The following is a 14,379-nucleotide window of genomic DNA, read 5'->3' as shown; positions in this document are numbered from 1 at the left end:
TTTAAAATGTAAAGGGCATTTTTTGTTTACTCCGTTTTTTAGTTTTAAGCTGCTCGTACTCTATTTCCTTGAGCTTCTTCATGATCAGATTAAAGTATTCTTCGAGATAAGACTCCAAAGTAGTAGTTTCTTTGGGGTCGATTCCGAAGACACTGTAAACGTCATCCATCGGAGCTTTCAAGGGTTTTCCGGCTGCCAAAACTTCTGAAAAAGCCAATCTGTCAGCTACGTTCCAACTCCACTGAAAGAAGGTAGCTAATTTACGAGTAGCCTGCAACAAGACATCTGGGGTGCGCGTAATTTTGGCTTCCTTCCCTGACAGCCGTTCGCACAACCGCACGATTTCGTCAGCATCCCAAGCGCGATTTCCCACCACCGGAAAGCTTTTTTTCTCGGTTTCGGGAACGGAAAGGGCCCGGACGGCAAATTTAGCAACGTCCTGAGTGTTCATGTAGGCAAGGGCGGATGGCTTGTTGGGCAGCCAGACTGCCTGATTGTCCAAAATCGGCATTGCATACAGGCTCAGCAGTCCTTGCAAAAAGCCGCAAGGTCTCAAGATTGTGTAGTCTAAACCGGATTCTGCTAAGAACAATTCGGTACAGCGCTTGATTTCCAACAAGGGGACTTGGGGATATTTCTCAGCGTCGAGAAAGGAAAAGAATATGTAACGCTTGATGCCTGCTGCTGCTGCTGCTTGGATCAGCGATACTTTTCCGTCCCAGTCTACTCTTTTGATGCTGACAGAATCGGCTGCACTGGCTGTTGCTGCATCGATAATAGCAGTGACGCCTTCTAGGGCCGGAGGCAGACTGTCTGGCTGGCAAAGGTTCCCCGGTACGAGTTCAGCGCCCCATTCTTTCAAAAATGCAGCTTTTCTGTAACTTCTGACTAAACAGCGCACCTGGTAGCCCTCGTCTAGGGCGCGGCGGGCTATTTGGCGGCCGAGAGTGCCGGTGGCACCTAAAATCAATAAAGTCATCTAGGGATTAATTATGAATCTTAAACTTTCTATAAGATGGTATCAGGTTTTTGTTAAGTTTTTTATAAAAACTTAACAAAAACCTGAAATTTTCTCATTTTAGGCTTGAGATATTCGCCAGAAGGCTTGCTTTCGGCAGCAAGTAGACTCTAGAAGGCAGAAGGTAGAAGGCTTCTGAAGGATTGGTTGAAAAAAACTTATTCTTCGCCGCCTTGCAATTTGAGCAGGAGGAAGCCTCCACCTATACCCACGAAAATTAGGGAAAAGGACAAAAAGGCTGCATTGAAAATTTCAGGATTCATGATTTTATCTGTTCAATTGGGCGATCGCATTAATTGACACTCCTCGCCCTGAAGGCACGAGGATTCTTAAGACATTTCGATCTTAATATCCCTAGTAATAGGGTTCCCAGGCTGACCACGAAAAGCACATAGGTGTGTAGTCATATCTCCTCTGTGAATGTTTTGGGCGTAGACTTTCCCCCAGTCCGGGGGTAGGTTTTTAAATCTTGTCTGATCTGCTTATTGTACCATATTCATTTGTTTAGATAAATGTGTTATTTTACTTGAAAATGGAAAAAGCCGTCCTAAAAAGACGGGGTTTTAAACCCAATCTTCTGATAAAGATAATATAATTTGGGTCAACCCGGTACATGAATGCTAAAATTTCAGTGCCGAAATTCCTGTATTTTGTTGGAGAAAACTGCCTTGAGTCTCGATCGGGAATCCAAACTAGCTGTAACTCTGGGAGATCCGGCGGGAATTGGCCCGGAAGTGATTATCAAGGCCTTGGCAGATCCCGCTGCTGGTTTGAGGGTAACGGTTATAGGCTCTAAGAGAGTTTTGCAGCAAACTTACGATAAGTTGCGATCGACCAATCCCGCAGCAGAAGCGGCAAATCCCGAAACATTAAATATTATTGATATTGAACCAGACAACAAGTGGGGCGAAATAGTCCCCGGTGTCGGGAATGCAGCTAGCGGGGCGGCTAGCTTTGCTTACATGGAAAGTGCGATCGCCCGTACCATCGCCGGCGAATTCTCCGCGATCGTGACCGGCCCGATTTCCAAAACTTGCTGGCAGGCTGCCGGTTACAATTATCCCGGACAAACAGAACTCCTCGCAGAAAGGGCAAAATCGCAGCGGTTCGGAATGCTGTTTGCCGCCACATCTCCCCACAGTGGCTGGACGCTGGTAACTTTACTCGCTACCACACATATTTCCCTCCGTCAAGTCCCCGATGCTTTGAGTCCAGAATTACTGAGTGAAAAACTAGAATTACTGATAGACTGTTTGCGGGAAGATTTTGGGCTGGAAAGACCGAAAATTGCGATTTCTGGCTTAAATCCTCACAGCGGCGAAAATGGCAAACTGGGAAATGAAGAGCAAGACTGGATGATACCTTGGTTGGAAACGCAGCGCGATCGCTTTCCTCAAGTGCAGTTAGACGGGCCAGTGCCCCCTGATACCCTGTGGGTAAAACCGGCTAAAGTTTGGTACGGTTTAGGCAAAGAAGCCCACGACGGTTACTTGGCAATGTACCACGACCAGGGGTTAATTCCCGTAAAATTGATGGCTTTCGATAAAGCAGTCAACACTACAATTGGCTTGCCTTTTGTCCGCACATCTCCCGATCACGGCACAGCTTTTGATATTGTAGGTCAAGGGATTGCAGATGCCTCCAGCATGAAGGCAGCATTGCAGTTGGCGGCCCAGTTGGCTAGTCGCAGAACAGCAGTTAAAATAGGGCGATAGCTTTAGTACGCCAGACACTCGGAAAAATTGTGTCATTCCTATTGATTTTCGCTGGGGTGAGGCGGCAAGCAAGCTGGCATTTTTATTCGGTCGGTTAAAATCACCTTTTGGTAGCGCAGTATGGCAGCATTTAATGATAATTCCGGCAAAATATATCAGTCAGAAAAAGAGGTTTCTGATGCAACTCTGGCAAGTTCTAAAGCTGGAGAGCAACTTCAGGAATTGCTAACCATATTGACTGAATTTCAGTTATTAAAGAAATCAAAAAAAGAGCCAAGCGAGTTGAAATTACCGCTTTCGGAAAAGTCTGTTCAGCGATTAGAGGATGAGGAGAATCGGCGCAAACAATTGTCTTTCCTGATCGAATCACCGAGTATTGTACCGGAAGTATTAACTAACGATGAAGAGATACCTTCTCAAAGACGAGAAAACAATAATGAGGAACCAGATTTATCTATAGCCGGGAAGGTAGCTAAAAATAATCGGCAGTCGGAGGAAGAATTAGAACAAGCAGTTGAGCAGTTTAAGCAGTTGCAACAACTACTGTTTGAAAGGGATTTGCCGGAATTTTACAGTAATGTTTTGAGCGTGGAACAAAGGTTAGAAAATTTTGAGAAGCTGATGTCTCAACCAGAAGAGTTGATGGTTTTACTGAAACCGTTAATTCCTGAGTTGGTGAGAGAAGAATTAGAGGAGTTGAAGTCGGAATTAAAAAAGGCGATCGACCTCGCAAACAATAATAAAATTAATCGCATCGAGTTGGAGGCTAAATTAGCAGATTGGGAAAATCAAATTGCTAACTTTAACCAGCAACCCCTGCCGAATACAGAACACTTAATCCAACGGCTGATGCCAGTAGTGGGAGATCTGCTAAACCGTAAGGTAGAGGAGTCTAAGTTAGAGGTAGCTTCGGCGATCGCACCGAGAGTCAATCAAGTAATTCACAATCAAAACGGACTTGAAGAACAGGTAGTAAGAATTGAAGATAGAGTTGCAAATATTCAGCAGCGTTACCAGCAGCAACCGGAAGATTTAATCAAGCAGCTAGTACCAGTAGTTAGCGATTTACTGAACCGCAAAATTAGTGAATTAAAATTAGAGGTTGTAGAAGCTGTTGCCCCCTCAGTACAGGTAAGAATAGCTTGGGTAGAAATAGAAGAAAAAGTATTGAGCATCATCGAACGCCGACTGGCTACGCAACAGTCGCCAACTCAGAAGCCTGAAGAGATAATGGCGATGCTAATGCCGGCAATAACTGATTTGCTGAATCAGAAAATCGATGAATCAAAATTACAAGTAGCAGCGACGATCCAACCTTTGATAGAATCAGCAATTCTTCAAAGAGAAGTTCAAGGCAAATTGAGCGACGTAGAAAGTAGACTAAATAATCTTCAACGACAGCAAAAAACTCAGCCGGAAGATATAATGGCAAGGCTAATGCCGTTAATGATTGAGTCGCTGAACCGGAAAATTGAGGAGACAAAGTTAGAGGTGAGAGAGGCGATCGCACCTGGTGTCAACACGGCTATTCAAAACAGCGGTATTGCAGCACAAATTTTAAATAATGAAACTAAGATTGTTGAAGTTCAGCAGCAAGTTTTAGCCGAGATAGAAGGGTTGATGGCAAGAATAATGCCAGTGATTGTAGAAATGCTGTCCCGAAACATCGGGGAAGCAAAGCTAGAGATAGAATCTGCGATCGCCCCGGCTGTAGATGCCATCATTCAGAATAAAAGGATCGATCAAAGACTGGGGAAGATCGAACAACAGATTGTGGCGATCGAACACCGAATTTATGAATCCACAGACTTGTTTACAGATTTACTGAAACCTTTGATTGACGAGCTGATGGTTAGCCATCACGCCCAACTACAAAAGTCGGTCATCGAATCTATTTTACCATTGTTAGATGAAGTTGTAAGTTATAATTACAGACTCAACGATAAAGTAGGGGAACTCGATCGCAAAATTACTGATGCGGAATGGGGAGGCGATCGGGAAGAATTACTCGCCCGAATTAAAATCATGTTTCCCGAAATGATGCTCCAAACCATTAATGAGTCGAGACAATCATTTGTCGAAACCATAAGTCCGATAATTGATGAAATAATTAATACGAAAACCAGAGAAAACAGACAATCGATGGGAGTAGCCATATCGCCGGCTCTGACTGTGGGAATCAGCCACAGAATGAGTGAATCGCCGGATGAAATTGCAATGGCGATCGCGCCGGAAATGGCCGCTGCTATCAAACAGCAAATTCATCTCAAGCGAGAAGCAATGTCGGATGCACTTTATCCCATCATCGGCAGCACGATTTTAAAATACATCGCCGAGATGATGGGGGAGATTAATGAAAAACTAGAATCAGCTTTAAGTCCAGAGGGAATTAGTCGCAAAATCAAAGCCAAATTGCAGGGCATTTCTGAAGCAGAATTGCTGATGAAAGAAACAACACCACTGAGTGTGAAAGCTGTCTTTTTAATTCAAGCAGGATCGGGCTTAGTAATTTCAGCAGTGCAGAAGTCTGAACGCGAACAGCTAGAATCAGATATGGTAGCGGGGATGCTGACTGCTATTCGGGCTTTTGTCAACGATTGTATATCTCAGTCAGGAAATATTGCAGAGATTGATGCTATAGAATACGGCACATCTACCATAGTATTGGAAGTTGCGGGTTCGTGTTATCTGGCAGTAGTGATGCAAGGAGAAACCCGCCAGTGGTTTAAGTATAAAATGCGATCGATATTCAACAATATTGTTCAAGAATACGGAGTTCAAATTCAGTCATTTAACGGCGATCCAGCCACTGTGCCACCCGAAATAAACTCGAAATTGCAAAAATTAATCGATACAGAGGTAAAAGTTAAATCTCGTAAACGTCCAATTTTACCCACGATCGGTTTGGCAGCGTTAGGTTTAATTGGCCTACCTTGGGGAATTCATCAATACCGCAGCTCAGTTGCAGCGAGCTTAGAAGCAGATACAAATTTAGCATTACAATCTGCTCCCGATTTATCCGTTTATCGCCTCGTGGCTGATGTTAAAGATAGAGTATTGGAGATTTCGGGACGAGTGCCGAATCAAAATCTGCGATCGAAAGCGGAAAAAATCGCTCAGCAAGCGGCTCCCCAATCAAGAATTGAAAATAAAATTATAGCCGTTGAAGTACCTCCAGATCCGGTTTTAGTCGAAGCCGATGTCAAGCGGACAGCAGCTCTTTTGAATAAAGTAGAAAGCATTAATATCTCCGCTCGCTATGCAGAGGGAAAAGTCGCCATTGCAGGCAGGGTAAGCAAAGTGCCAGATGCTCAGAAAATAACTCAAGCTTTTGAGAAAATTCCGGGGGTGAAGTCTGTAACAAATACAGTGATAATAGGAACTCCACCGCCACCAAAGATAATAATGCCAGTTCGCGTGTATTTCGGTGCAGGTTCGGCAAGTTTGCAGGCGAAAGACGTAGCACAAAAGCTTAGCAAAGTCAAGGAATATATGGATAAAAATCGCACGAAGAATTTAAGGATAGTTGGCTACAGCGATTTTAAAAGCACTCCGGTAGAAAATCAAAAGTTGGCACTGGAAAGGGCGACAAATGTGAAAAATATTTTGGTTAGACAAGGGATAAATGGCAACAGAATACAAGTTGCTTCTACTAAGGGTCGTCCCGAAGGTGTGGAGGCCAATCAACCGCTGTGGCTGAGCAGATTGGTAGTATTTGAGGTGATCAATTAAAATTGGGAATTGGGAATTGGGAATTGGTAATTGGTAATTGGGAATTGTTAATTGGGCATTTTCCCTAATGACTAATGACTACTGACTAATATCATGTCCGATCGATTAACCATAATATCCCGGTCGGGGCGGGTTTTTGAGATGGTCAATTATTGGCAGGTATTGTTGGTGAACCCGCCCCTACCTGATTGCGGGTAATCGACAGGATATGACTAATGACTACTGACTACTGACTACTGACTACTGACTAATGACTTCTTCCTCTTGAATTAATCGAACTCGCCCGGAGGTAAAGGCTTGTATTCGATCGCCCGCCAAACACACTAACAAGCGGCCGCATCCGTCAATGCCCGCTGCTTCTCCGCAGATGGTTTCCGAAGCAAGTTCGATCGCCACCGGGCAGCCAATCAACGCATCGCGGCGGCGCAATTCCGGCAAAAGTAGCGCTAAACCGGACTTGGAGGCTGGCTTGTCTGTGGTAGAAAACATATCGGCTAGTTCGAGTAAATAGTGCCGCAGTCGATCGAGCAAACACAGTTCATCCGGTACTGTACTAGCAATAGAATGCAAGCTTACCGCATTACCGAGATCCCTTTCATCCAATCCCGCAGCCGCGAAATCTACGCAGCGGTTGAGTCCAATTCCCACAACGGCGCGAGTTTTACCCAAAGCATTGCCCGAAGAGGCTTCGCAGAGAATTCCGGCTAATTTGTGGCGATCGATCCAGACATCGTTTGGCCATTTCAGGCGCAGCATATCTCGACAGTCGGGAACCAAATCTTCGATCGCGTAAATCACAGCTAAACCCGCTGCTAAACTGAGTCCTGGCAACAGAGTGGGGTTGAGGTTTTCGAGGACAAAACTAACAGTCAAGACACCGCTTGGGGCGTGCCAGGTGCGCCCGTGTTGGCCGCGCCCGCTGGTTTGTCGCTTGGTAAATACTGCATCTCCGTGGTGGAGCCCGGCCGCGCGGGCGATCGCCCAACTGTTGGTACTTGGACAGGTATCCAACGAGTGTAGCCAGTGAGGGAGGTTTGGGCGATCGGGTTCTGGGGATACGGGCACGGGAGTTAAGGGCAATTCAGACAAGATTTGATTTGTAGTATTTGATATCTAAAAGCTGATTATCGCATTTTCCAGAAGTGCCACCTCGCGCGACGGCGAGAATTCAGAGAACTTGGTGTGTAGTACAGTTTCAGCATCAGATTTACCTTACGCCACAACATCAGTTTAGCCGCCAAATCTCTTGATGTATAAGGATTTTGGGGAACGCAGAGGGTTGGTTGGAGCGATCGACACCCCTTTAAAAAACCCAATTTCAAAAAAAGTTGTATTACCCCCTTGACAGTCTTGTAATACGCAACGTAGTATAAATGTATGGCGAAGGGGAAAGAGCTTCAAAGCCTTACCCCACGAGCAATATGAACCTTGAAAACAGAATAGGAAGTTAATCGTGTCACATAATTGTGGACATTGGCGGTGTAGACTCCGGCAACAATAGCCCGATCGGGTTGTAGTACGCGGAATCAACCGCCACCCCGTCCCAACTTGAGTAATTCAAGGACACAATATTGTTCATTTTCGCGGGGGTATAGCTCAACCGGTCAGAGCAGTCGCCTGTCGAGCGAAAGGTTGCGAGTTCAAGTCTCGTTACTCCCGTCAGTCGATTTTAGATTTTAGATTTTAGATTTTAGATTTACTCCACAGGAGAAGAATCTCGGAATTGGAACTTTGGTCTAAAATCCACACCTCCTGTCGGAAAGCAAATATCCGTTTTTCGGCGGGGGTCAAAGTCCCGTAGGCAAAAGTCAAGCCGTCTCCCCCTCTGGCGTGAAGATTGCGAGTGCAAACCTCGTCGGGACTCCCAGGTTAGGTGGCTGAGTGGCTCAAAGCGTTGGTCTGCAAAACCGATTTTCGCGGGTTCAAATCCCGCCCTAACCTCTGTTCCTATTTATTCGCAGGAGCAATCTCAAATCTCAAAGAGCAATCCAAAATCTAAAATCTAAAATCTAAAATCGATAGTGCTGTAGGCAAATGGTTTAAGCCGCTTGGTTTTCACCCAAGTGATTGCGGGTTCAACTCCCGTCAGCACTTCTCGTGGGTCGTTGGCAGAATGGTTTTGCAGCCGCCTTTTAAGCGGATGGATCGAGGTTCAATTCCTCGACGACCTACCAAAATTTCTATCTTGGGTCGGCCCTCCTATTGGCGTGGGTAGCTGTCTGTAAAACAGTAGCTTAAAGCGTTGCTGGTTCAATTCCAGCCCGGCCCATTTGTAACTGCATTTAATCCGCAGTTGCAATCTTGAGAACGTGGTGTAGCCGGATAACATCTCAGTTAATAAAACTGAAGATTGAGGGTTCAAATCCCTCCGTTCTCGGTGTGGAGAGGTGGCCGAGTGGCTTAAGGCGCTTTCCTGCTAAGAAAGAGCGGTTTAACAGCCGTCGAGGGTTCAAATCCCTCCTTCTCCGTTTTCCCCCGATAGCTCAGTTGGTAGAGCGCTTGTCTGAAGAGCAGGAGGTCGTCAGTTCGATACTGACTTGGGGGATTGCGTTGCCTTATAGCTCAATGGTAGAGCAAGCGGTTGTTAACCGCTAGGTTGTAGGTTCGAGTCCTACTGGGGCAGCCATTTTTTTAATTGCCGGGTAGACAAATTGGTAAAGTCGCCTATCTCTGAAATAGGAGTTTCTGTAGGTTCAAAGCCTACCCCGGTACCCAATTATTGGGAAGTCGCCTAATCGGTATGGCACCGCTCTTTGAAAGCGGCAAAATGCAGGTTCGACCCCTGCCTTCCCAGTTCTGCTATTACCAAAGCAGATCAATTACACTCCTGTAGCCCAATTGGCAGAGGCCACAATTTCAAAAATTGTGTTGTGTGAGTTCAAATCTCACTCCTGAGTACCAAATTTTCAACTAAGTTTCTACTTGCTCCTGTGGCGGAATTGGCAGACGCGGCAGACTTAAAATCTGTTTTATTTTGAGTGTGAGTTCGAGTCTCACCCGGAGCATGAACGGGATGTAATTCAGCGGCCAGAAGCCATGCTTTGGGAGCATGGAGTCGTTGGTTCAAATCCAACCATCCCGACTTTACCCCTGTGATGTAATTGGAAAACATCACTCGCTCAAAACGAGTGTTTTTTGCAGGTTCGAGGCCTGTCAGGGGTATGAGGTTTTATTCAATCTCAAATCGAAAATCTCAAATCGAAAATCAATTTTGCCCCTGTAGCCCAATCGGTAGAGGCGCTAGATTTAGGATCTAGTTAGTGCTGGTTCGATGCCAGTCAGGGGTATTTGGTGACATCGCGGGTGAAGTAGCCTGGGTAGGCTTGGCAGTCTCATAAGCTGCAAATCAGCAAGTTCAATTCTTGCCCCCGCCACCAAAAATGCAGGTGTGATGTAATTAACAACATGAGGGTTTCATACAGCCTTTTTGCGAGTTCAAATCTCGCCATCTGCTGTGCTGGTGTAGCTCAATTAGGCAGAGCAACTGATTTGTAATCAGTCGGTTGTAGGTTCAATTCCTATCACCAGCCCCACAATTGCGGATATGGTGTAACGGTAGCATTCGAGTCTTCCAAACTCTAGGCACGAGTTCGAGCCTCGTTATCCGCTTGGTTAAACGAGAGGTTTGTTAAATCTCACATCTTGCACCATTCTCGCTTAACAGGCTTTTCGGCCTGTTCCACAAGAAAATCTACTCTTTGTGGAACAGGCCGAAAAGCCTGTTCATAAAAGGCTTATTGACAAGGGTGCAACATCTCAGTTAAATCCAAAATCTCACATCTAAAATCGGTTTGCGGATGTCATGTAGCGGCTAGCATCTGAGTATGCCATTCTCAGCGCATGGGTTCGAGTCCCATCATCCGCTTTTGTAGTCCTGAGCTTCGATGGTAGAGCGTTTGCCTTACAAGCAGACGCGGGGTAATCTCCTGTCAGGACTACTAATTTATGGGAGTGTAGCTCAATGGATAGAGCGCCGCGCTATGCGCTACCGCGCACGCTTCGCTAACGGACGCGGATGTTGTGGGTTCGAGTCCTGCCACTCTCGTTGTTTTTGCTTTAATTTAAGGAGGTTGATTCCCTTGAATGGATAATTTTTTATATTATGATCGATTCCCGTAGGGAATCGCACAAATTAACAAAAAATACGGGAGTGTAACTCAACTGGATAGAGTGTCGAGCTTCTACCTCGAATGTTGTGGGTTCAAGTCCTACCGCTCCTGCTGTCTGGGGTTCGTAGCTTAATTGGTAAAGCATCTAACTGGCTGTTAGAAAGATATCGGTTCAAATCCGATCGCAATCCACCACACCGATTTTAGATTTTAGATTTTGGATTTTGGATTTGAGATTGATTTCACAAATCAATCTGGAAGCTTGAATATTCGTCTAATATTTTGTTATGGGCGACTTAATACCACTTTAAAAAACTAATTAAACTGTCGAGAATCTCCAAACCCATATCCACTAACTCATCCCCAATCTAAAATCTAAAATCTAAAATCTAAAATAGTATAAGGGGTCATAGCTCAATTGGTAGAGCGCTTGCTTTGCACGCAAGAGGTCAGGAGTTCGATTCTCCTTGACTCCACTTACGGTGTCTGAAGTCGAAGCGGTCGAGACGCTAGCCCGTGAAGCTAGTTATTAGCGGGTTCAATCCCCGTCAGACACCCCTTGGAAGATGCCGCTAAATGGTTGGCAACCAGTCTTGAAAACTGGGGTACAGGTAACTGTAAGGGTTCGATTCCTTCATCTTCCTTTTAACCACCGGAAGTCGAAAAGCGAGACACCGTGCTGATAACGCGGGGATAGGAGGGGCAGTACCTCCTCGGTGGATGGATTGGTTTATAATAAGTCTAAATTTACTACTGATTCAACATAAAAGCCATGAAAGTTCAAGTTATAAAATTAGAATTAATTCAGTGGTCTTTGTTATTGAAGGATATTCAATTTTTAAACGAAATCCAAAAACTGAAAGAAACGTCGCATGAAAAGACTGCGGTCTTCAAGTCCCGTAAATTTGGCTGTGAAAAAGGAATTTTTACTTTCGTTGCGGATGATTTTGATGAAAAAAGTCCTGGTTTTTACGATGTAAAATTGTTGTACCAAATGAACGTGAAAGATGAGAAAACTAAACTATTACGTTGCTTGCACAGTTGATGGGTTTATTGCTCGCGAAGATGGGTCATTTGATTGTTTCCCTATGGACGGAGAGCATTTTGCTGATTTGTTAGATTCCTTTCCTGAAACTTTTCCGGCTCACTTTCAGGAAGCACGAGGCATTCGTGCAGAAAACAAGCAGTTTGATGCGGTTTTGATGGGACGGAAAACCTATGAGGTAGGGCTAAATGTTGGTGTAACTAATCCTTATCCCAGCTTGAAGCAGTATGTCTTTTCGCGCACTATGGAAGCCAGTCCCGATGAGAATATTGAACTTGTTTCGGACAATCCTGTTGAATTGGTTAAGGAATTGAAAAGGGAAACGGGTAAAGACATCTGGCTCTGCGGTGGTGGGGCTTTAGCGGCAACTCTTTTTTCTGAGATTGACGAGATGATTGTGAAGTTAAATCCGGTAGTAATTGGAGCGGGAATTCCTCTTTTTTCCGGTGCAATCGAGCCGACCAATTTGGAAGTTGCCGATCGCAAAATCTACAGCAACGGTTTCATGTTGCTTCATTATCGAGTGAAGCATTAGCGATAAGCTGTTCGGCATTTAAAGGACTTGCGTAAGGTGCGTCAGCATCTAAGGTTTTCCGTTTCAGCGTAAAAGTTCTAGCTGACGCACCCTACTAGCCTCGTTACTGGTTTAAATGCTCCACAGCTTAAGGACTTTATTTGTTGCAATTACTGCGGGCAAAAAAGGACTGAAGTCCTTACTACAAAATGATTTTCTAGGAATTACACAAAAATTGTATGCGGTATTTTCTCGGTTTCAATGTTGAGTCAGACTGATATCTTGCACCATTCTCAATTAGCGGTAGGGGCGGGTTCGCCAACAGCCTTAAAGCTTGCAAATAGGTTCTATAAACCCGCCCGACCCCACGAAAAATCCTCTTATTGATATTGCTGCAAGATGTCAGGTCAGACCGATCGCCACAAATTTTTACAGAAATAGTTGATTTTTCAAAACGGTTGTGTTATACTAGCTTAGATGCGGGAGTATAGCTCAGTTGGTTAGAGCAGGTGACTCTTAATCTCAAGGTCGAAGGTTCAAGTCCTTCTACTCCCATCCCCAATAACATACGACTCACAAGGCTTTGAGACTTTAAACTGTCTCTAGTTTGTCGTTTTCCACTCATTTTGCGCTCACGATAGCAGCCAATGGCGGTAGCGGTTGGATTACTGTGAGTGTTTGCGTTGTCGGATTTTTAATGTTGATCGACTCATCCGATCGATAAAAGTGCGATCGCCCAAGCTATTTTGAAACTGAATAACAACAGGGAATGGTGATTAGCTATGATGGCAAATCTCTCGGCGCGCTGCTATGGGGGCGATCGCGATTTAGATGCGATCGCCCATTTAATCAATACTTGCGAAGAAGTCGATCGGCTCGATGAAGGCACTTCCATCTCGGAATTACAACAAGAATTTAACCAACCGTCCCTAGATGTAGCCCGCGATATCCGCCTTTGGGAAGATGCGGAAGGAAAATTAATCGGTTTTGCTCAGTTGTCCGTTTCTGAACCGGGGGAAGTAATTGACGGTTGGTTGTGGTTTCGCGTTCACCCCGACGCGCGCGGAGGCGATGTGGAAGCAGCCGAGATCGCCTGGGGTGAAGTGCGGATGCGCGAAGTGTCTGCAATGCGGGGCGGGCGCGTGAAGCTGCGAACCTATGCTCGCGCTGAGGATTGCGATCGCATTTCTGTGCTGACAAGTTGCGGTTTTAAGGCCGATCGCTATTTTTGCCGAATGGCGCGATCGCTCTCTGAACCGATCCCAGAACCGCAATTCCCCGAAGGTTTTGCCCTCATTCAGTTCCCCGGCGAACAGGATGCGGCAGCTTGGGTAGAAATGTTCAACCAGTCATTTATCGATCACTGGAATCATCACGATTTAACGGTGGATAAATTTAAGCACGAGTTAGCTAAACCCGATTACAGAAATGATTTAGACTTGATTGCTGTTGCTGATGACGGCACATTTGTCAGTTTTTGTTACTGCGAGATTAGTGTGCAAGAGTGCGATCGTACCGGGCGCAATGAAGGCTGGATTGCTTGTCTCGGCACTAGGCGTGGCTTCCGCAAAATTGGATTGGGACGAGCAATGTTGCTGGCTGGTTTGCATCGACTGAAAGCTGCCGGTGTCGCTACTGCTATTATCGGCGTCGATGCTGCAAATTCATCAGGTGCGATGCGACTTTACGAGTCTGCTGGCTTCCACAATATTCGCAACAGCATTTCCTATGTTAAGGATGTTTGATCGATGTTACAGATTGCGATCGCCCTTTGACCCAAGAAACCGGGTTTTTTACCGAATCTGCGGGTGGCAACGAAATATTTTGGTAAAAAAACCCGGTTTCTCGCCACTCGTGTAAGTTTTATCTAAAAAACTTTTGCTACCCCCTTGACACTTGTGTAGTATTTATGTAGCATATAAATATGGAAAGCGCAGGACAAGCAAAAACCTGTATTTTTCGTGCAAATTCTGAACCTTGACAACTAAATATTGCTCAAATTTTCAACGAACATCAATTTGAAAGTCTTGCAATATAGACTCGATGGTCATGTTGTTACTTTATACGAAAATGTTCGGTTACAAATTGACTCGATCCGAGTCAGATGTTGTACGAAATCAGTCTAATTTCAACGAATTTAATGCGGATTCAGAACAGAAAATTTCAGCCAGATTTCAATCAACCAAAAAGGCTGAGGAAATCCGCAAAATTAAACAAGCTTATCATTTAGAACGGCGCTTCTTTCA

The 14,379-nt window shown here is 45.1% G+C and carries 8 protein-coding genes and 25 tRNA genes; 30 read left to right on the top strand and 3 right to left on the bottom strand.

The annotated features are described in order from the left end of the window. Position 1 precedes the first annotated feature (1 nt). Positions 2-979 carry an NmrA family NAD(P)-binding protein gene (locus QUB51_RS08580; protein ID WP_333053557.1) on the bottom strand — a complete coding sequence of 326 codons (978 nt, stop codon included), beginning with the start codon at positions 977-979 and terminating at the stop codon, positions 2-4. A 197-nt stretch (positions 980-1,176) separates the two neighbouring features. Then, a complete protein-coding gene (gene petM / locus QUB51_RS08575; RefSeq protein ID WP_172189541.1) occupies positions 1,177-1,281 on the bottom strand; it encodes a cytochrome b6-f complex subunit PetM in 105 nt (34 codons plus the stop codon). Positions 1,282-1,635: 354 nt separating this feature from the next. On the opposite strand from petM, the gene pdxA reads away from it, so the two are divergent. Both pdxA and QUB51_RS08565 read left to right on the top strand, forming a co-directional pair. Beyond that, entirely contained in the window at positions 1,636-2,733 is a 1,098-nt protein-coding gene (gene pdxA, locus QUB51_RS08570; RefSeq protein WP_333260585.1) for a 4-hydroxythreonine-4-phosphate dehydrogenase PdxA, read from the top strand. A 120-nt stretch (positions 2,734-2,853) separates the two neighbouring features. Beyond that, the gene (locus QUB51_RS08565; protein ID WP_333260588.1) at positions 2,854-6,465 is read left to right on the top strand and encodes an OmpA family protein; all 3,612 of its coding nucleotides are present in this window, start codon (positions 2,854-2,856) and stop codon (positions 6,463-6,465) included. Positions 6,466-6,705: 240 nt separating this feature from the next. Here the strand turns inward: QUB51_RS08565 and QUB51_RS08560 are convergent, their stop codons facing one another. Beyond that, on the bottom strand, positions 6,706-7,554 hold the full coding sequence (locus QUB51_RS08560) for a biotin--[acetyl-CoA-carboxylase] ligase (RefSeq protein WP_333260591.1): 849 nt from the start codon (positions 7,552-7,554) through the stop codon (positions 6,706-6,708). Between the two features lie 496 nt (positions 7,555-8,050). Between QUB51_RS08560 and QUB51_RS08555 the strand changes: the two genes are divergently transcribed. The 28 genes from QUB51_RS08555 (at position 8,051) to QUB51_RS08420 (ending at position 13,878) form a co-directional block, all read left to right on the top strand. Further along, positions 8,051-8,124, top strand: a tRNA-Asp gene (locus QUB51_RS08555). 208 nt (positions 8,125-8,332) lie between these two features. Then, positions 8,333-8,406: transfer RNA gene (locus QUB51_RS08550), tRNA-Cys, on the top strand. A 79-nt stretch (positions 8,407-8,485) separates the two neighbouring features. After that, positions 8,486-8,559 (top strand) — tRNA-Glu (locus QUB51_RS08545). Positions 8,560-8,564: 5 nt separating this feature from the next. Further along, a tRNA-Lys gene (locus tag QUB51_RS08540) sits at positions 8,565-8,639 on the top strand. Between the two features lie 13 nt (positions 8,640-8,652). Then, positions 8,653-8,734: transfer RNA gene (locus QUB51_RS08535), tRNA-Tyr, on the top strand. A 34-nt stretch (positions 8,735-8,768) separates the two neighbouring features. After that, positions 8,769-8,842 (top strand) — tRNA-Tyr (locus tag QUB51_RS08530). A gap of 4 nt (positions 8,843-8,846) precedes the next feature. Continuing rightward, positions 8,847-8,933 (top strand) — tRNA-Ser (locus QUB51_RS08525). A 4-nt stretch (positions 8,934-8,937) separates the two neighbouring features. Next, a tRNA-Phe gene (locus QUB51_RS08520) sits at positions 8,938-9,010 on the top strand. Between the two features lie 6 nt (positions 9,011-9,016). After that, a tRNA-Asn gene (locus tag QUB51_RS08515) sits at positions 9,017-9,091 on the top strand. Between the two features lie 10 nt (positions 9,092-9,101). After that, positions 9,102-9,180, top strand: a tRNA-Gln gene (locus QUB51_RS08510). Positions 9,181-9,185: 5 nt separating this feature from the next. Further along, a tRNA-Gln gene (locus QUB51_RS08505) sits at positions 9,186-9,259 on the top strand. Positions 9,260-9,294: 35 nt separating this feature from the next. After that, positions 9,295-9,366, top strand: a tRNA-Leu gene (locus tag QUB51_RS08500). 23 nt (positions 9,367-9,389) lie between these two features. Then, positions 9,390-9,470 (top strand) — tRNA-Leu (locus QUB51_RS08495). Between the two features lie 4 nt (positions 9,471-9,474). After that, positions 9,475-9,547, top strand: a tRNA-Pro gene (locus tag QUB51_RS08490). Positions 9,548-9,678: 131 nt separating this feature from the next. Continuing rightward, positions 9,679-9,752: transfer RNA gene (locus QUB51_RS08485), tRNA-Leu, on the top strand. 169 nt (positions 9,753-9,921) lie between these two features. Beyond that, positions 9,922-9,998, top strand: a tRNA-Thr gene (locus QUB51_RS08480). Between the two features lie 5 nt (positions 9,999-10,003). Then, positions 10,004-10,074: transfer RNA gene (locus QUB51_RS08475), tRNA-Gly, on the top strand. Positions 10,075-10,258: 184 nt separating this feature from the next. Next, positions 10,259-10,330: transfer RNA gene (locus QUB51_RS08470), tRNA-Gly, on the top strand. Between the two features lie 82 nt (positions 10,331-10,412). Beyond that, positions 10,413-10,510 (top strand) — tRNA-OTHER (locus tag QUB51_RS08465). A gap of 101 nt (positions 10,511-10,611) precedes the next feature. Continuing rightward, positions 10,612-10,685 (top strand) — tRNA-Arg (locus QUB51_RS08460). A gap of 7 nt (positions 10,686-10,692) precedes the next feature. Further along, a tRNA-Ala gene (locus QUB51_RS08455) sits at positions 10,693-10,769 on the top strand. A gap of 208 nt (positions 10,770-10,977) precedes the next feature. Then, a tRNA-Ala gene (locus QUB51_RS08450) sits at positions 10,978-11,050 on the top strand. Between the two features lie 6 nt (positions 11,051-11,056). Beyond that, positions 11,057-11,131 (top strand) — tRNA-His (locus QUB51_RS08445). A gap of 4 nt (positions 11,132-11,135) precedes the next feature. Further along, positions 11,136-11,218: transfer RNA gene (locus tag QUB51_RS08440), tRNA-Ser, on the top strand. Positions 11,219-11,346: 128 nt separating this feature from the next. Then, positions 11,347-11,619 carry a hypothetical protein gene (locus tag QUB51_RS08435; RefSeq protein WP_333053562.1) on the top strand — a complete coding sequence of 91 codons (273 nt, stop codon included), beginning with the start codon at positions 11,347-11,349 and terminating at the stop codon, positions 11,617-11,619. Beyond that, positions 11,582-12,154 (top strand): dihydrofolate reductase family protein, encoded by a 573-nt coding sequence (locus QUB51_RS08430; RefSeq protein WP_333053563.1) that lies wholly within the window; start codon positions 11,582-11,584, stop codon positions 12,152-12,154. Before QUB51_RS08435 ends, QUB51_RS08430 begins: the two co-directional genes overlap by 38 nt. Before the next feature lie 460 nt (positions 12,155-12,614). After that, positions 12,615-12,688 (top strand) — tRNA-Lys (locus tag QUB51_RS08425). 227 nt (positions 12,689-12,915) lie between these two features. After that, positions 12,916-13,878, top strand: a complete 963-nt coding sequence (locus tag QUB51_RS08420; RefSeq protein WP_333053564.1) for a GNAT family N-acetyltransferase — start codon at positions 12,916-12,918, stop codon at positions 13,876-13,878. Positions 13,879-14,379 lie beyond the last annotated feature (501 nt).

The organism is Microcoleus sp. AT8-A3 (assembly GCF_036705675.1).
GTDB lineage: Bacteria > Cyanobacteriota > Cyanobacteriia > Cyanobacteriales > Microcoleaceae > Microcoleus.
The sequence above is the reverse complement of the archived record's forward strand: the minus strand, read 5'-3'. Positions and strand labels throughout refer to the sequence as shown.

Excerpts from the sequence above, each read along its gene's own strand:
- QUB51_RS08580 (WP_333053557.1), bottom strand. The coding sequence starts at position 979 with ATGACTTTATTGATTTTAGGTGCCACCGGCACTCTCGGCCGCCAAATA.
- petM (WP_172189541.1), bottom strand. The coding sequence starts at position 1,281 with ATGAATCCTGAAATTTTCAATGCAGCCTTTTTGTCCTTTTCCCTAATT.
- pdxA (WP_333260585.1), top strand. The coding sequence starts at position 1,636 with ATGCTAAAATTTCAGTGCCGAAATTCCTGTATTTTGTTGGAGAAAACT.
- QUB51_RS08565 (WP_333260588.1), top strand. The coding sequence starts at position 2,854 with ATGGCAGCATTTAATGATAATTCCGGCAAAATATATCAGTCAGAAAAA.
- QUB51_RS08435 (WP_333053562.1), top strand. The coding sequence starts at position 11,347 with ATGAAAGTTCAAGTTATAAAATTAGAATTAATTCAGTGGTCTTTGTTA.
- QUB51_RS08430 (WP_333053563.1), top strand. The coding sequence starts at position 11,582 with ATGAGAAAACTAAACTATTACGTTGCTTGCACAGTTGATGGGTTTATT.
- QUB51_RS08420 (WP_333053564.1), top strand. The coding sequence starts at position 12,916 with ATGATGGCAAATCTCTCGGCGCGCTGCTATGGGGGCGATCGCGATTTA.